At 63.7% G+C, this 16530-nt stretch carries 14 protein-coding genes; 11 read left to right on the top strand and 3 right to left on the bottom strand.

Annotation, left to right across the window (positions count from 1 at the left end; all coding sequences use genetic code 11):
- Positions 1 to 139 precede the first annotated feature (139 nt).
- Both ACFOSU_RS14405 and ACFOSU_RS14400 read right to left on the bottom strand, forming a co-directional pair.
- Positions 140 to 1606: a catalase gene (locus ACFOSU_RS14405; protein ID WP_380690627.1), complete on the bottom strand. Its 1467-nt coding sequence runs from the start codon at positions 1604 to 1606 to the stop codon at positions 140 to 142.
- A 64-nt stretch (positions 1607 to 1670) separates the two neighbouring features.
- Positions 1671 to 2123, bottom strand: a complete 453-nt coding sequence (locus tag ACFOSU_RS14400; protein WP_380690651.1) for a Fur family transcriptional regulator — start codon at positions 2121 to 2123, stop codon at positions 1671 to 1673.
- A gap of 319 nt (positions 2124 to 2442) precedes the next feature.
- On the opposite strand from ACFOSU_RS14400, the gene mutL reads away from it, so the two are divergent.
- From mutL to hflX, 4 genes are read left to right on the top strand one after another with little or no spacing between them, the layout of a single operon-like run.
- The gene (mutL, locus tag ACFOSU_RS14395; RefSeq protein WP_380690626.1) at positions 2443 to 4275 is read left to right on the top strand and encodes a DNA mismatch repair endonuclease MutL; all 1833 of its coding nucleotides are present in this window, start codon (positions 2443 to 2445) and stop codon (positions 4273 to 4275) included.
- Entirely contained in the window at positions 4272 to 5240 is a 969-nt protein-coding gene (gene miaA, locus ACFOSU_RS14390) for a tRNA (adenosine(37)-N6)-dimethylallyltransferase MiaA (RefSeq protein WP_380690625.1), read from the top strand. The genes mutL and miaA overlap by 4 nt, the downstream gene beginning before the upstream one ends.
- A gap of 58 nt (positions 5241 to 5298) precedes the next feature.
- Complete coding sequence (hfq, locus tag ACFOSU_RS14385; protein ID WP_380690624.1) at positions 5299 to 5574, top strand: RNA chaperone Hfq; 276 nt, start codon at positions 5299 to 5301, stop codon at positions 5572 to 5574.
- Positions 5575 to 5594: 20 nt separating this feature from the next.
- Positions 5595 to 6920 (top strand): ribosome rescue GTPase HflX, encoded by a 1326-nt coding sequence (gene hflX / locus ACFOSU_RS14380; protein ID WP_380690623.1) that lies wholly within the window; start codon positions 5595 to 5597, stop codon positions 6918 to 6920.
- Here the strand turns inward: hflX and ACFOSU_RS14375 are convergent.
- Positions 6917 to 7156, bottom strand: coding sequence for a hypothetical protein (locus ACFOSU_RS14375; protein ID WP_380690622.1), 240 nt, complete (start codon positions 7154 to 7156; stop codon positions 6917 to 6919). The two genes, hflX and ACFOSU_RS14375, sit on opposite strands and share 4 nt — an antisense overlap.
- Before the next feature lie 353 nt (positions 7157 to 7509).
- On the opposite strand from ACFOSU_RS14375, the gene hflK reads away from it, so the two are divergent.
- The 7 genes from hflK (at position 7510) to ACFOSU_RS14340 (ending at position 16528) form a co-directional block, all read left to right on the top strand.
- On the top strand, positions 7510 to 8871 hold the full coding sequence (gene hflK / locus ACFOSU_RS14370; protein WP_380690621.1) for a protease modulator HflK: 1362 nt from the start codon (positions 7510 to 7512) through the stop codon (positions 8869 to 8871).
- Positions 8868 to 9758, top strand: coding sequence for a protease modulator HflC (gene hflC, locus ACFOSU_RS14365; RefSeq protein WP_380690620.1), 891 nt, complete (start codon positions 8868 to 8870; stop codon positions 9756 to 9758). Before hflK ends, hflC begins: the two co-directional genes overlap by 4 nt.
- A gap of 8 nt (positions 9759 to 9766) precedes the next feature.
- Complete coding sequence (locus tag ACFOSU_RS14360; protein ID WP_380690619.1) at positions 9767 to 9952, top strand: DUF2065 domain-containing protein; 186 nt, start codon at positions 9767 to 9769, stop codon at positions 9950 to 9952.
- Between the two features lie 31 nt (positions 9953 to 9983).
- Positions 9984 to 11162 (top strand): ATP phosphoribosyltransferase regulatory subunit, encoded by a 1179-nt coding sequence (locus tag ACFOSU_RS14355; protein WP_380690618.1) that lies wholly within the window; start codon positions 9984 to 9986, stop codon positions 11160 to 11162.
- 60 nt (positions 11163 to 11222) lie between these two features.
- Positions 11223 to 12524: an adenylosuccinate synthase gene (locus ACFOSU_RS14350; RefSeq protein ID WP_380690617.1), complete on the top strand. Its 1302-nt coding sequence runs from the start codon at positions 11223 to 11225 to the stop codon at positions 12522 to 12524.
- A gap of 251 nt (positions 12525 to 12775) precedes the next feature.
- A complete protein-coding gene (locus ACFOSU_RS14345) occupies positions 12776 to 13063 on the top strand; it encodes a hypothetical protein (RefSeq protein WP_380690616.1) in 288 nt (95 codons plus the stop codon).
- 237 nt (positions 13064 to 13300) lie between these two features.
- Positions 13301 to 16528 carry an amino acid adenylation domain-containing protein gene (locus ACFOSU_RS14340; protein ID WP_380690615.1) on the top strand — a complete coding sequence of 1076 codons (3228 nt, stop codon included), beginning with the start codon at positions 13301 to 13303 and terminating at the stop codon, positions 16526 to 16528.
- Positions 16529 to 16530: the final 2 nt, after the last annotated feature.

The raw sequence follows: 16530 nt of genomic DNA, 5'->3' as shown, positions 1-16530 counted from the left end.
TCCGATATCCGGTCGTCGCGCCGGTTGCCCGCGCCTGGCGTTATTGGCGATATACATCCCGGTGACTATGTTTCGCGCATAAAAAAGCGGCGGCACGTCATCCGTGCCGCCGCGGTTCAGCGCTGACAATAGCGGTAGGTCAGGCCGCTTTCTGGTTGGCGCGTACGCCTTCTTCGATGCGCTCGCCGATGGTCTGGTCGACGTTCTTCCAGTACTGGAATGCCTTGGCCAGAATCGGCTCGCTTACGCCACCCGACAGATGGCCGACGACGTTGTTGACCAGACGATCACGTTCCTCGTCGTTCATCACCTTGTTGACCAGGTCGTTGGGCTGGTTGAAGTCGCCGTCGTCCTGGCGCAGCTTGTAGGCTGCCCGAACCATGTCGCCATCCGCCATCCAGGTGTTGTCCTGGGGATAGCGGTTGGGATCGGAATGCGCGCCGCCCTTGGTGTTGGGGGCGTACACCGGATCGGAGACGTTTTGTATGCGCATCGCGCCGCCCTTGGTGTAGCTGTTGACCGGCGATTTCGGCACGTTGACCGGAATCTGCTTGTAGTTCACCCCGAGGCGGGCGCGATGGGCGTCCGCATAGGAGATCGTACGGGCCAGCAGCATCTTGTCCGGCGATACACCGGTGCCGGGTACCATGTTGTTGGGCTCGAACGCGGCCTGCTCGATCTGGGTATGGAAGTCGACCGGGTTCTGGTTCAGGGTCATCTTGCCGACCTTGATCAGCGGATAGTCTTCGTGCGGCCACACCTTGGTCAGGTCGAACGGGTTGATGCGATAGGTCTTGGCATCCTCGAACGGCATGATCTGCATGTGCAGCGTCCATGTCGGATGCTCGCCGCGCTCGATGGCGTCGAACAGATCACGACGATGATAGTCGGCGTCGGAGCCGGCCATCTGATCGGCCTGTTCCTGGGTCATGCACTTGATGCCCTGGTCGGTCTTGAAGTGGTACTTGACCCAGAACTTCTCGCCCTGGTCGTTGACCCACATGTACGTGTGGCTGGAGTAGCCGTTCATGTGGCGCCAGGTGGCGGGCACGCCGCGGTCGCCCATCAGCCAGGTGACCTGGTGGGCGGATTCCGGCGACTCGGTCCAGAAATCCCACTGCATGTCGTGGTCGCGCAGGCCGTTGTCGGCACGACGCTTCTGCGAATGGATGAAGTGCTGAAACTTCATCGGATCACGCACGAAGAAGACGGGCGTGTTGTTGCCCACCATGTCGAAGTTGCCTTCCTCGGTGTAGAACTTCAGCGCGAAGCCGCGCGGGTCACGCCAGGTGTCGGGGCTGCCGGACTCGCCGGCCACCGTCGAAAAACGCGCGACCATGTCCGTCTTGGCGCCTTTCTGCAGGAACTTGGCCCTGGTGTACTTGCTGACATCCTCGGTGACTTCGAACACGCCGAAAGCGCCGCCGCCCTTGGCATGGGGCTGGCGATCCGGAATCATTTCCCGGTTGAACGCCGCCATCTGCTCCATGAGGAAATGGTCGTGGAGCACGATCGGGCCGTCGGTGCCGACGGAAAGCGAATGCTCGTCGCTCGGATACGGCTCGCCGGCCGTCGTTGTATGTACGTTGCGAATATCGTCTGTCACGTTTCTATCCTCCAGATGGATGCATGCGCGACGGGGCAGGCATGCCCGTCGGTTGCCGGGTCGATCAGCTTAAAATGTCCATGGCGTTTTCCGTGTCGGCCTGACAGTCCGTGCACAACCCCCAGAACACAACTTCGGCTTCGTCGATGTCAAAACCGTGACTGTGTTCAGGTGTCAGGCAGGGCGTGGTGCCGACGCGGCAGTCGGTGTCTGCGATAGAGCCACAGCCGCGACAGACCAGATGATGATGGTTGTCGCCGGTACGGCGTTCAAAGCGGGCCGGGTGGCCGGCTGGTTTGATCTGGCGGACCAGATCCACATTCACGCAGGCCGACAGCACGTCGTAGACCGCCTGTTTGGAGATCGTGCCGATCCGCTCGCTCACGCCTTGATGTACCTGTTCGACGGTCGCGTGCGGATGCTCGATCAGCCATTCGAGCACTGCGTGGCGTGGCGCGGTCACCCGCAACCCGCTGTCACGCAGTTCCTGAACAATTGGTGTGCTGTGTCGACTCATTGCCGGGCCATGATTGGTGATTTTCTGGAATGAGTCAAGAAAAGGATGCATTCGATTCAGGGGGCGCCGCTGCACGGGCATCGGCAGCTTCGCACCACGCCTGCCGCACGGGCAGAGCGCCGTATCGAATGAACTGAATGGCAGGCGCCACCGCGCCCGGCGGGCCACGCCATGACATGAAAGCGATCGCCAGGATCCTGCGTCGGGCGACAGATCCTAGGCGTATGCTGCGTCCGGATGCTTTGCGAACGGGGTCGACTTACAGGACACTAGGCAGCCTTCCGATCCACCACAGGCGCGAGGCGTTCCGATCCCTGCCATGCCCATCCGTCTTCTCGACGATCAACTGATCAGCCAGATCGCGGCCGGCGAGGTGGTCGAACGGCCGGCCTCCATCGTCAAGGAACTGATGGAGAACAGCCTCGATGCCGGCGCGGCCTGGATCCATGTGGATATCGAGCATGGCGGGCTGCGCCGGATCATGATCCGCGACGACGGCAGCGGTATCGGTGCGGAGGAATTGCCGCTGGCGGTGGCGCGCCATGCCACCAGCAAGATCGACAGCCTGGGCGCCCTGGAATCGGTCGCCAGCCTCGGGTTTCGCGGTGAAGCTCTGGCCAGCATCGCGTCGGTGGGGCAATTGACGATCACGTCGCGGCGCGCCGAGGACGCCCATGCCTGGGCCATCTCGCCGCATGTCAGTGAGGTCGTACGCCCGGCCGCCCACGATGTGGGCACGCGTGTCGAAGTGCGCGAGCTGTTCGCCCGTATTCCGGCACGCCGCAAGTTTCTGCGCACGCCGGCGACGGAGTTCGGCCATATCCGCAAGGCCTTCAATCAGCTGGTGCTGTCGCGTTTCGATGTCGGTTTCGTATTGCATCACGACGGCAGCGAGACGGTTCGTCTGGAGCCGGCGACCACGGTCGATGCCATGCGCCGGCGCGTGTCGACGCTGGTTGGCGGCGCCTTCGACGAGCACGCGGTCGAGGTCGACGAGCAGGCCGCCGGGATGCGCCTGACCGGCTGGATCGCCACCCCGGGTTTCTCGCGCGGACAGGCCGATCGCCAGTTCAGTTATGTCAACGCGCGCCCGATCCGCGACAAGGTGTTCAACCACGGCGTGCGGCTGGCCTATCGCGATCTGCTGCACAATCAGCGCCACCCGGCCTATGTGCTCTACCTGAGCGTCGACCCGCGCCAGGTCGACGTCAATGCGCACCCGGCCAAGGCCGAGGTGCGTTTTCGCGAGTCGCGGCTGGTGCACGATTTCGTCTTTCGCAGCATCGGTCGAGCGCTCGCCGCGGTCGAGGCAACCCCGCACGCGGCACGGCAGGTCGATCTGCCGGTCAGCCCGGCCCCCGGTCTGACGGACGGCGCGTCCACGCAGAGGCCCGCGCCGATATTCCCGGGGCCGAGTCGCGGCCTCGATCTGGCGCCGCGTGCCAGCGTCGCCCAGGCCCGGGCCAGTTATGCCTTCCAGATGCCGGGCGCCGAGCCCGTTCGGGATCAGGATGCAGCAGCCGTGGTTCCGGGCGCTGCGGCCGATCAGCCGGATTGCGATATTCCCGCGCTCGGCTATGCGCTCGCCCAGTTGCACGATATCTATATTCTGGCCCAGAACGCCGAGGGTCTGATTCTGGTCGACATGCACGCCGCGCATGAGCGGGTGCTCTATGAGCAGCTCAAGGCCGAGTTCTCGTCCGGCACGATCCAGAGCAAGCGCCTGCTGGTGCCGGAAAGTCTGTCCCTGGCCGAAGCCGAAGCAGCGGCGATCGAACAAAACGCGGAGGCGCTCATGGCGGTGGGCCTCGAGCTGACCCGCAGCGGCCCGACCACGGCTTTGTTGCGCGGTGTGCCGGCGCTGCTCGCCGGTGGCGATTATGTCGCGCTGGCCTATGACCTGATCGGCGAACTGGGCGAGGGCGGTCTGCGCGGGGCCGACGGGGTGCGCGACGCAATCGACGACGTGCTCGCGGATATGGGCTGCAAGGCCGCGGTCAAGGCCGGCCGGCGCCTGACACTGGCCGAAATGAACGCGCTGTTGCGCGACATGGAGCATACCGACCGGGCCGGACACTGCAACCATGGGCGGCCCAGCTGGATCCAGGTCGACATGGCCGGACTCGACCGGCTGTTCATGCGCGGTAAATGACAGCGGCCAACCGCGCGCAGCGGCCCGATGTCGTGTTTCTGCTCGGGCCCACGGCGTCGGGCAAGACCGGCCTGGCCGTGGAACTGGTGGAAACACTCAACGCGGAGATCGTGTCGGTGGATTCGGCCATGGTCTATCGCGGCATGGACATCGGCACGGCCAAACCCGATGCCGCGACGCTGGCGCGTGCGCCGCACGCGCTCATCGATATCAACGATCCGGCGCAGCCGTATTCGGCCGCCGATTTCTGTCGCGACGCGGCGCTCGAGATTGCGCGTATTCATGCCGCCGGCAGGCTGCCCCTGCTCACCGGGGGCACGTCGCTCTATTTCACCGCGCTCGAGCACGGCCTGAGCGACATGCCAGGGCGCGACGATGCCGTGAGGGCCACGCTCACCGCCGAAGCGCAGGTGGTGGGTTGGGCAGCACTGCACGCGCGCCTGGCCAGCATCGACGCGCGCACGGCCCGGCGTATTCATCCCAACGACGCCCAGCGGATCCAGCGCGCGCTTGAAATTCACGCGCTAACAGGGGAAGCGCCGAGTACGTTGCATGCGAGAAAACATGCGGCCGAGAACGAATCCGTTCTGCCGTGGTCAATCTGCAAGCTGGTGGTTGCTCCGGCGAGCCGGGAGATCCTGCACGAGCGTATTGCGCGTCGTTTCGAAATGATGATGGCGCAGGGGTTTTACCATGAGGTTGAAAAGCTCTACGCGCGTCCCGATCTAAATCTCGAATTACCAGCGGTCAGGGCCGTGGGTTACCGTCAGCTGTGGCAGGTCATGGCCGGCGAGTGGTCGCTTGAACAGGGTGTGGAGCGCGCCGTTTTTGCCTCCCGTCAATTGGCCAAACGGCAGTTGACGTGGCTGCGATCTCAGGATGATGCGCGCTGGTTTGAAAGCGGAGATAAAACGCTGGAAAAACAAGCGATAACGCACGTTCGCCGCTGGATGAGCCGGTCCTGAACCATGCTAGAGTCGTTTTAACAAGAATTTATTCGCTGCTTTATTGGAGTCTGTTCCCATGGCAAAAGGCCAAACACTACAAGAACCATTCCTGAACGCCTTGCGCAAGGAGCGCGTGCCGGTGTCCATATATCTCGTCAACGGCATCAAGCTGCAGGGGCAGATCGAATCGTTTGATCAATTCGTCGTGCTGCTGCGCAACGCCGTCAATCAGATGGTCTACAAGCATGCCATCTCCACCATCGTGCCTTCGCGCAACGTGCGTACGGAAATGCACGAAGAGATGCACGGCGGCGCCGAAGCTGAAGCAGAGGTGGACGGCAATCGTATCTGAACAACTGACGGGAACGATGAATGTTTGAGCGGCCGCCGACCGGTCAGGCGGCCGTCATCGTGCATCTCGCGTTCGGCCTCGACGAATACGCCGAGGCCGATCGCGAGTTTCGCGAACTGGTTGAATCCGCGGGTGGCGACGTGCTGGACCATATCGGCGGGTCGCGTCGGGTTCCGGACCCGCGCTATTTCGTGGGTGGCGGCAAGGTAGATGAAATCGCCGAATCGCTCGTCGCCAACGAGGCCGAGCTCGTCGTGTTCAACCACGATTTGTCGCCCAGCCAGGAGCGTAATCTCGAAAAACGCCTGAATGCACGCGTGCTCGATCGCGCGGGGCTGATTCTCGATATCTTCGCTCGCCGTGCCCGCTCTCACGAAGGCAAGCTGCAGGTCGAGCTGGCCCAGTTGCATCATCTGGCGACCCGGCTGGTGCGTGGCTGGTCGCATCTGGAGCGCCAGAAGGGCGGCATCGGCCTGCGCGGGCCCGGTGAAACCCAGCTCGAAACCGACCGCCGTCTGCTAAATGAACGTATCAAGACCCTGCGGCAACGACTCGAGAAAGTCAGTGCCCGGCGCGAACAGGGACGTTCGGCCCGGCGCAAGGCGCGCACGCCGATCGTATCGCTGGTGGGGTATACCAACGCCGGTAAATCGACGCTGTTCAATCGCCTGACCGGTGAATCGATCTACGCGGCCGATCAGCTGTTCGCTACCCTGGATCCCACCCTGCGGCGCATGGAGGTGCCCGTGGGCGAGCCGCTGATCATCGCGGATACGGTGGGCTTCATCCGCGATCTGCCGCATGAACTGGTGGCCGCGTTCAAGGCAACGCTTGAAGAGACCCGAGAAGCCGATGTGCTCCTGCACGTGATCGATGCCGCCGATGTCGAGCGGCGCTCGCATGCGCGCGAGGTCAATACGGTGCTTGCCGAGATCGACGCCGCCGAGGTGCCGCAGATCGAAGTCTTCAACAAGGTGGACCTGATCGACGGCGAAGCCGCACGGGTCGAATACGACGCCCACGGCGTGCCGCAGCGGGTGTGGTTGTCGGCGATGAGCGGCGAGGGCGTGGACACGCTGCGTGCCGTGCTCGCCGATTATTGCAACCCGGACATGGTGGAAGGCTTGCTGCGGGTGCCCGCGGCTGCCGGCCGGCTGCGCTCGCAGCTGTTCGAGCTGGGCGTGGTGGACTCCGAAACGTTTGATGATGACGGCGCCACACGACTGACCGTGACCGCCTCGCAGGCGGATCTCGAGCGGCTCGTCGAACAGGCCGGTTTGCGTTTCGACGAGGTGCTCATCGAGCGCCGTACCGCGCGTATGGCACCGGCGGTCGAGGCATCCTAAAAACAGATTGCGACGTAGGTCGCAGACGAAAACCGTTCCACGCCGGTCGGTGGCCCGTCGCCAGTGCCTTGCATGGTCAATGCACGGGCCTTGAATGGTTCGACAGAGGTTGGGGCGATCGATAGAATCGCGGTTTCGCCTAAAGGGAAGATGGGGAAAACCCCAATCCAGTCATACGCGGTCGCGCCGAGTCCTTGCGCGCGACTGGCAAGGAAGAGGAAGAGTGATTTGCTCATGGCAAATGAACGACCGATGACGCCGTCGCCCCGAGAGGCAGAGCAGGGTGTTCCCGCAGCACAGCTGTGGGATGCGACCCTCGGCGGGGCGAACCGTACGAGTCGTAGCCCCGGGGCTTTGGCCGCACGCCGGCGGTCGCATCCAGGCTGCGCCGGGAGCCCTGCTCCTCGCCTCGTGCGGACTAGGCGCGCGCAAGGGCACGGCCTTGAAAAGGTTCGGCCCAAGCCATCCATCTGCGGCGTTGCACGGCTTGGCCGTGGGGCCAGCCACGGTGCTGCGCCGCGCGCCTTGCAGGCAGACGGCTTGGGACACGAACGCGATCCGCGTATGACTGGAATGGGGGTTTCCTGACATGGCTTGGAATGAGCCTGGCAAAGGTCAGGATCCGTGGGGTGGTGGCAACAAGAACGGCAACGGCCCCCCCGATCTGGATCAAATCTGGCGGAAACTGCGCGCGCGCTTTTCCGGAAACAACAGCGGCAACGGTTCCGGTAACCGGAACGGTGGCTCCGGCGGTGGCGTCGGTGGCCCGAGCCCGGCTGTCTTCATGTTTCTCATCCCGATTGCAGTCGTCGTGTGGCTGGCGACCGGCATGTATGTCGTGCAACCGGGCGAAAAGGGCGTGGTGCTGCGTTTCGGCGACTACACCACCACCCAGGGCCCCGGTTGGCACTGGCATCTGCCGTACCCGATCGATCGCGTGTACAAGGTCGACACCCAGCAGGTTCGGCGTGCCGGCAACCGCGCGGTCATGCTGACCAAGGACGAGAACATCGTCGAGGTCGAGGTTGCGGTCCAGTACCGTATTTCCGACGCCAACAACTACCTGTTCCAACTGCGCGAGCCCGATCAGACGGTCGAGCAGGTGTTGCGCTCGGCCGTGCGTGAAGTGGTGGGCACGAGCCGCATGAACCAGGTGATCCAGGAAGGCGTGCAGGTCGAGCAACTGGAAGACAAGGCCCTTCAGAACGTCGATCTGAAGGAAAACTCGGGCCAGCCGGCGGAAAAGGATGCGCTGCAGGACGTCGACGACGAACTGGTCGACCAGATCAAGAAACAGCAGCAGAACTATCCGGAGATCACCGACCGCTCGCGTGCGCTGCTGCCCGAGAACGTGCGCAAGATCGTGCAGACCGCGCTGTCGAGCTACAAGGCGGGTATCGATATCGTGGCCGTGAACGTGCAGTACTCGCAGCCGCCGGAGCAGGTGCAGAGTGCGTTCGAGGAGGCGATCAAGGCACGCGAGGAAGAAGAGCGCAAGAAAAATATCGCTCGTGCCTATGCCCGCGATATCGTCGCTCGAGCCCAGGGTGAGAGGGCGCGGATAGCGCTGGATGCGCGTGGCTACAAACAGCAGAAGATCCAGCGTGCCACCGGTGATGCATCGCGCTTCACCGAACTGCTCACCCAGTATGAGAAAGCCCCGGAAGTCACTCGCGAACGTCTGTATCTGGAAGGCATGAGCGATGTGCTCTCGAATTCCAACCTGATACTGGCCGAGCAGGGTAACGGCGGGCCATTGATGTATCTGCCGCTGGAAAAGATGCTGGATGACGCACGCCGTAACAAGGCGGCGGAAAACGCAGCCAACAACGGCGCCAACTCGAGCGGCGACGTCAATATCCCCAGCATGCCGAGCAGTGACGACGACAGCGGTTCTTCATCGTCGTCCAGTGCGTCCGACAACTACCGTAGCCGGGATCGCAATTCATGAGTCCCAAGCAGATCTTTGCCATCGTCCTGCTGTTGGTCATCGCCTATACGGCGTATGACGCGATGTTCACCGTCAACGAGCGTCAGCGCGTCGTCGTGGTTCAGCTCGGCGAAATCGTCGGCCAGGATTACGATCCCGGGCTGCATTTCAAGATTCCCTTCATCCAGAAAGTGCGCTTTTTCGATCGCCGGGTGATGACGTTTACCGAGGAAATCGAACGTGTTCTGACCTCGGAGAACAAGAATCTGGCCGTTGACTTCTACGTGAAGTGGCGGATCAACAATACGGTCGACTACTACCTGTCTACACAGGGCGATGAACAGCGCACCCGCAGCCTGCTCACGGAAAGCGTGGAGAACGACCTGCTGGCCGAATTCTCCAAGCGCACCATCCGCCAGGCGGTGGGCGACGAGCGCAACGAAATCGTGGCGGCGGTACAGGTGCAGGCCAACCAGGATGCCAAGGAGCTTGGCCTGCAGATCACCGACGTACGCATCATGCGTCTGGATCTGCCCGAAGAAGTGAGCGACTCGGTCTACGAACGCATGCGCTCTGAGCGCCAGGAAGTCATCCGTACGCTGCGCGCCCAGGGTGATGCCGCGGCTCAGGAGATTCGTTCCGACGCCGAGCGTGAGCGCACGATCATTCTGGCCGAAGCTTATAGTCAGGCGCAGACGGTGCGTGGTCAGGGCGACGCCAAGGCCGCCGAGCTCTATGCCAACGCGTACAAGCGCAACCCGACGTTCTACAGTTTCTACCGCAGCATGCAGCTCTATCGAGACGCGCTGGGCAGCGACGATCTATTGATGCTGCGTCCCGACGGCGAACTGTTCAAGTATTTCAATCCGAAGCCATCCGGTAGTTCGGGCAGCGCCAACACGCGCTGATCCCGAGGATGTGGCCGGATCTGTTACGCGCATTCGCGCTCGTGCTGGTGATCGAGGGGCTGTTGCCTTTTCTCGCCCCCGAGCGCTGGCGTGAGATGATGCAGCGCGCATCCGTGGCGGATGCGCGCAGTCTTCGGCTGTTTGGCGGCGCGCTGATCGCCGTGGGCGTCGTCTTGCTGCAGTTCCTGCATTAGTTTCAATCTTTAACGGATTTTTCGGATCGACATGCAATCCAAACGCTGGCTTTTGCCCGAGGGCGTTCAGGAGATGGTGCCGCCGGAGTCGTGGCGGCTCGAGTCCGCCCGTCGACAGCTGCTCGATCTCTACTGGCGCTGGGGCTATGACCTGATCCGGCCGCCGCTGATCGAGTATCTGGAGTCGTTGCTCACCGGCGCCGGCCACGAGCTGGATCTGCAGACGTTCAAGCTGACCGATCAGCTCAACGGCCGCATGATGGGCGTGCGCTCCGATATGACCACCCAGGCCACGCGTATCGATGCGCACCGCCTGCAGGCAGTCGGGCCCGCGCGCTATTGCTACATCGGCAGTATTCTGCGCACGCGTCCGGAAGAGCCGGGCGGGTCGCGCTCGCCGTTGCAGCTGGGCGCGGAGAAATTCGGCGATGCCCATATCGAGAGCGATCTCGAGATCGTGTCGCTGATGCTCGAGACGCTCGCCCTGATGGGCATAGACAACGCCTGTCTGGATCTGGGGCATGTGGCCATCTACCGGCGGCTGGTGCAGTGCGCCGGGGTCACGCCCGATTTCGAGCCGGTGCTCTTCGATGTCGTTCAGCGCAAATCGCGCCCCGACCTCGATTCGCTGCGCGCGGCGGGCCGGATCGACGAGCGGGCCCATGCCTGGTTCTCCCAGCTGATCGATTTCAACGGGCCGGCGAGCGTGCTGGCCGATGCGCGCGCCAGCCTGGCCGGCATCGATGCCGAAATCGACGCGGCGCTGACTCGGCTGGACGAAATGGTGGCGCTGCTGGCGGCGCATTATCCCGACATGCCGGTGTTTCTCGATCTGGCGGAGTTGCGCGGCTATCGTTACAAGACGGGCCTGCTGTATGCGGCGTTCGCCCCGGGGCTGGGGCGTGAGCTGGCGCGCGGCGGGCGCTACGATGACGTGGGCGCGGCCTTTGGCCGCCCGCGTCCGGCGACCGGATTCTCCGCGGATCTCAATCTGCTGGCCGCGCTCGGCAGTTTCGATAGCCTCGAACGCCAGGGCGGCATTCATGCACCGGCCGGCGCGGACGCCGAACTGCTCGCCAGCATCCGGCATCTGCGCGCGCAGGGCGAACGGGTCATCGTGGCTACGCCGGGTGCCGACGAGGAGGTCGGCAGCGGCTGCGATCGTGCGCTGGCATATGTCGACGGTCGTTGGGACGTACGGCCGCTTTAGCCGTCACGCCATCTTCAAGAACCTGTCACGGCAGGCCAAAGTCTTTCTAGGAAAACAGTCATGGGCAAACGCGTCATCGTCATCGGCAGTCAGTGGGGCGACGAAGGCAAGGGCAAGATCGTCGATCTGCTCACCGACCGGACCCGCCACGTCGTGCGTTTTCAGGGGGGGCACAATGCCGGCCACACGCTCGTCATCAACGGTGAGAAGACGGTTCTGCACCTGATTCCCTCCGGCATTCTGCATGACGGCGTGACCTGCCATATCGGCAATGGGGTGGTGCTCGCCCCCGGCGCGCTGCTTGAGGAAATGGCCATGCTGGAGGCGCGCGGCGTACCCGTGCGCAGTCGGTTGCGTATCAGTCCCGCCTGTCCGCTGATCCTGCCCAGCCACATCGCGCTAGACAAGGCGCGCGAGGCCGCGCGCGGCAATAACCCGATCGGCACCACCGGCCGTGGCATCGGTCCGGCCTACGAGGACAAGGTCGCGCGCCGCGCTGTGCGCGTCGGTGATCTGTTCCGGCGCGAACTGCTGGCGGCCAAGCTGGGCGAAGCGCTGGATTACCATAATTTCGTGCTCAAGAACTATTTCGGCGTCGCACCGGTGGATTTCCAGGCCACGCTGGACGATTGTCTGGCCCAGGCGGAAGAGATCGCGCCGATGGTGGCCGATGTTGCGGAACTGCTGCGCCAGGCCTATGTCGCGGATGAATCGATCCTGTTCGAGGGTGCACAGGGTGCCTTGCTGGATGTCGACCACGGTACCTATCCGTTCGTGACGTCATCCAATACCACGGCCGGTGGTGCGGCCACCGGGACCGGCGTCGGCCCCACCTATTTCGACTATGTGCTGGGCGTGGTCAAGGCCTACACCACGCGCGTCGGCTCCGGTCCGTTCCCGACCGAGCTGGATGACCATTACGGTCGTCATCTGGCATCCAAGGGCGCCGAGTTCGGCGCCACCACGGGCCGGGCGCGCCGTTGTGGCTGGTTCGATGCCGTCGGCCTGCGCCGTGCGGCGTTCAACAACAGCCTGTCGGGATTGTGCATCACCAAGCTCGATGTGCTCGATGGACTCGACGCCATTCAGCTGTGCACCGGCTATCGCTGCGACAACGAGACCATCACCGTGCCGCCGCTCGGTGCCGAGGCATTGTCGCGCTGTGAGCCGGTCTACGAGGAGATGCCCGGCTGGAGCGAGTCCACGGTGGGCGTTCGGACCTACGAGGACCTGCCCCAGGCCGCGCGCAACTACCTGGATCGTCTGGCCGAGATCACCGGCACGCCGATCGATATTGTCTCCACCGGGCCGGATCGCGCCGACACCATTTTTCTGCGCGACCCGTTCGCGACCACGTATTAGTCGCCAGACAAGAACTGCCTGGGCCCTATGGCTTTATTCAGCCTGCGTTCGGCTGAAAGCGGAGTAGGATGAGGTATTCGATTCCGGCGCATACTGGCGGCGGACTCGAGTTACGCGTCCGGTTCGCGGGATTTCCCGACTGCAGAAAAGGTGAACCGGACCGAGCAGACGTGTTTTCGTCCTTGTCGGCTCTAAGATTCGGCTCGCAACTGCCGATACTAGAAGTCACTACCGAATCTTCAGGTTCTACCGTGGCAGCGATACTCCCATTCCAGAAGCCGACATTCAGCGCGGCTGACCTCAATGCCCTGCACGGGGTCGTCAACAGCTTCGGCCGGCCCGTGCGCTCCCAGTGCTGGGAGCGCGAGTTCGACGCCGACGGCAGTGAATTCATCGAATTCGTCGATCCCACCGACTGGCGGTTCCTGACCCTGCGTCGCGCCAGCAATGGCCGCTATCGCGCCAGCGATGAAGACGGCTCCAGTCTGGCCGAGGACGAGACCTTCCAGGGCCTGCTGAGTTCTCTCGGTCTGAGCTAGACGCCACCCGCTCATAGCGCTGAGGTGCTTGCAAGCGCACAGGCCGTCGCTTCAACAAGCCCTCATCGATCAATGAAGCAGACGTGAAGCGCGTGGGAATCGCATGTACCCGTATTTCACCAGCCGTCCGCGGTTTCGGTGATTCATAACAGGCAATTGTTATGCAATGATTTGTTCGGGGACGGCAGGGAAACACGAATACGGCATAGTGCCGTAGCGACCTGGGGGACGGCACTGGTGAGAGCTGAGGACACGGCGGGCTACCCGCTGACACCGATGCAGCAGGGCATGCTGTATCAGGCTTTGGCGCAGCCCGAATCAGGTGTCTATATCGAGCAGGTCACCATCAGCGTCGACGAGCGGCTCGACGTCGATGCATACGAGGCAGCCTGGGCACAGATCATCGCGCGCCACGATATTCTGCGCACCCGTTTCGTCTGGCATGGCCTGGACGCGCCGGTACAGGTTGTGGAACCGCAGGCGATCATGCCGGTCCAGCGCCATGACTGCCGTACCGGCGATGCCGATCTTCCGGCGAGGCTGGCCGAGGCCGACGGCCATCAGCCTTTCGATCTCACCAAGGCACCGGCAATGCGCCTGTGCGTCATGCAACTCGCCGACGCGCAATGGCGCATGTTGTGGACGTTCCATCACATTCTGCTCGATGGCCGCTCGTTCACGATCATCCTGGACGAGGTCATGCAGCTGTATGTGGCGCTCAAGGGCGATGCGCCCGTGCCGGTTCTGCCGGCGGCCAAGCCCTTCCGCGATCTGGTCGAATGGTATCGAGCACAGGATCTCGACAGCAGTCGCCGGTTCTGGTCGGAGCAACTGGCCGGGCTGTCCGGAGCGACGCCGTTGCCATGGGCGCCGGAGCCCGAAGCGGACGACCCGGCTCGCCAGGGTGCGGACCGAATTCTGCGCTATCTGCCGGCGCAGACGACCGCGCAATTGAGCCACATCGCACGTCGACGTGTGGTGGGATGGGCAGGCCTCGTCGAGACCGCGTGGGCCATCCTGCTCTGGCGGCATACACACATTCGGGATCTGGTGTTCGGCACCACGCGTTCGGGGCGGCAAGCCACCGTGGCGGATGCCGGCCATCGGGTCGGCCTGTTCATCAATACCGTCCCCAAACGCGTGCGCGTCGATCCGCAGATGTCGATTGGCGACTGCATGCAGGCGGTCAGCGACAGCACTCGCGCCAGCCGTGGCCACCAGCAACTGGGCCTGGCCGACATACAACGGCAATCGGGTCTGGTAGTGGCGGGTGGGCTGTTCGAAACGGCAGTGGTGTACGACTACTGCACGCCCAATGATACGATTCCTGCATATACGTCGGCCGGGACGTGGAACTTCGAGCTGCGTCAGTTCACCGGTTATCCGTTGATGCTGGTGGTCTACGGCGGCGAGTCGTTGCGAATACAACTGGAGTTCGACCGCGGGCGATTCGATGCGGCGACCGCGAACGATCTGCTGGATCGCCTCGTGGTGTTGTTGGCGGCGATCGCGGACGCGCAACCGCAGACGCCGGTACGCGATCTGACCTGGCTCACACAGCGGGACGTCGACGATCATCTGCTGCGCTGGAACGATACCGACCGGGAACTGCCGCCCTACGCGAGCATCTATGACGCGCTCGCCGCCCAGGCGGCTGCGAGGCCGGACCGGACCGCCCTGATCTGCGGCGACTACAGCGTCAGCTACGCGAGCCTGCTCGGCCGCATCGACGTCCTCGCCGCGCGGCTCCAATCGGCCGGCGTGGCCGTCGGTGACCGCGTCGCGGTGGCAGTGGGGCGCTCGGAGCATATGGTCATCGCCACGCTCGCCGTACAGCGCGTCGGCGCGGCCTATGTGCCCTGTGATCCGCGCTATCCGGCCGAGCGCCTCGAATTGATGTGGATGGATGCCCGCGCCGGTCTGATCGTGACCGAGGTCGCGGTTGCGGCCGATCTGCCAGCGAGCGACCTGCCCAGACTCCTGATCGACGCGCAGCCCGAGCATCCGCCGGAGCCGTTGCGACCGGTCGAGATCGGCCCCGACATGCCGGCCCATGTCATTTTTACTTCCGGCTCCACCGGGCGGCCGAAAGGGGTGGTCGTCAGTCACCTCAACGTCATGAATTTTCTGGATTCGATGGCCCGCACGCCCGGGCTTGTCGCGGACCAGCGAATACTGGCGGTGACCACGCTGTCCTTCGATATCGCGCTCGCCGAACTGTTTCTGCCGCTTACCGTGGGCGCTGCCGCCGTGATCGCCGACATGGACGACGTGCTCGATGGGGTGCTGCTGGGGCAACTGATAGCGCGCCACCGGATCGACGTCATCCAGGCAACGCCCACCACCTATCGACTGCTGCGCATGGCGGGCTGGACGCCGCCGGCCCACTGCAAGGCCATGGTCGGTGGCGAAACCCTCGATCCGGCGCTGGCCGACGATCTGCGGTCAACCGCCGGCCCGGGTTTCGTGCTCTGGAACCTGTACGGGCCCACCGAGACGACCGTCTATTCCAGCGGCGACCCGGTCGACGACGGCCCGATCCATATCGGTACGCCGATCGCCAACACTCAGTTCTACGTGGTCGATGAGGACAACCGCCTGGTCGCCCCCGGCGTGGCCGGCGAACTGCTGATCGGTGGACACGGCGTGGCCCTGGGGTATTTCGACCAGCCGGAGTTGACTGCAGCCCGTTTCATCGAGGCTTCAGTTAGCGCGCAGGCGCCGGTACGCCGCCTGTATCACAGCGGTGATCGGGTGCGCTGGCAGCGTCTGGCCGACGGCCGTGGCCGCCTGTTGTTCGTCGGCCGTCTGGACAACCAGGTCAAGTTGCGCGGCTTTCGGATCGAACTCGGTGAGATCGAAGCGGCGCTGGCGCAGCACGAACGCGTCAATCAGGCGGCGGTCGTGCTGCGCCATGAAGGCGGCGATCGGCTGGTCGCCTACATGCGAGTCAGTGCGCCGGTGAACAGCGCGACGTTGCGCGATTATCTTGGCGAGCGCCTGCCGGCTCACATGGTGCCGGCGGTGTTCGTGGTGCTGGAGACGTTGCCGATGACCGAAAACGGCAAGGTCGATCGGAATGCGCTGCCGCTGCCGCCGGAGCAACGTATCGACACCGGCAAGCGTTATATCGCGCCGCGTTCCGACACCGAACGTGCTGTGGCCGCAATATGGAGCGACGTGCTGGGCGTGGTCGAGCCCGGAATCGACGATAATTTCTTCGATGTCGGCGGCGATTCGTTGCGTATCGTCACGGTTCGCGGTCGGCTGGAAACCCGGTTCGGCAGCTCGCTGAGCGTCGCCGATCTGTTTCAGTACGCCACGATCCGCGACCTGTCCCAGCGCCTGGATCGTGGCGCTCAGGAAATCGACGCATCGGCCGATGCGGTACTCGACGAGCGCGCACAGAAAAAACGGGCCGCCATGGCCCGCCGGGGCCGGGCCGCGGATCGAACAAGGGGATAGGG

Source organism: Salinisphaera aquimarina (genome assembly GCF_042643355.1).
GTDB classification, from domain to species: Bacteria; Pseudomonadota; Gammaproteobacteria; order Nevskiales; family Salinisphaeraceae; genus Salinisphaera; species Salinisphaera aquimarina.
Note: the sequence above shows the minus strand (reverse complement) of the source record. Positions and strands in the feature narration are given on the sequence as shown.

Excerpts from the sequence above, each read along its gene's own strand:
- ACFOSU_RS14400 (WP_380690651.1), bottom strand. The coding sequence starts at position 2,123 with ATGAGTCGACACAGCACACCAATTGTTCAGGAACTGCGTGACAGCGGG.
- mutL (WP_380690626.1), top strand. The coding sequence starts at position 2,443 with ATGCCCATCCGTCTTCTCGACGATCAACTGATCAGCCAGATCGCGGCC.
- miaA (WP_380690625.1), top strand. The coding sequence starts at position 4,272 with ATGACAGCGGCCAACCGCGCGCAGCGGCCCGATGTCGTGTTTCTGCTC.
- hfq (WP_380690624.1), top strand. The coding sequence starts at position 5,299 with ATGGCAAAAGGCCAAACACTACAAGAACCATTCCTGAACGCCTTGCGC.
- hflX (WP_380690623.1), top strand. The coding sequence starts at position 5,595 with ATGTTTGAGCGGCCGCCGACCGGTCAGGCGGCCGTCATCGTGCATCTC.
- ACFOSU_RS14375 (WP_380690622.1), bottom strand. The coding sequence starts at position 7,156 with ATGAGCAAATCACTCTTCCTCTTCCTTGCCAGTCGCGCGCAAGGACTC.
- hflK (WP_380690621.1), top strand. The coding sequence starts at position 7,510 with ATGGCTTGGAATGAGCCTGGCAAAGGTCAGGATCCGTGGGGTGGTGGC.
- hflC (WP_380690620.1), top strand. The coding sequence starts at position 8,868 with ATGAGTCCCAAGCAGATCTTTGCCATCGTCCTGCTGTTGGTCATCGCC.
- ACFOSU_RS14360 (WP_380690619.1), top strand. The coding sequence starts at position 9,767 with ATGTGGCCGGATCTGTTACGCGCATTCGCGCTCGTGCTGGTGATCGAG.
- ACFOSU_RS14355 (WP_380690618.1), top strand. The coding sequence starts at position 9,984 with ATGCAATCCAAACGCTGGCTTTTGCCCGAGGGCGTTCAGGAGATGGTG.
- ACFOSU_RS14350 (WP_380690617.1), top strand. The coding sequence starts at position 11,223 with ATGGGCAAACGCGTCATCGTCATCGGCAGTCAGTGGGGCGACGAAGGC.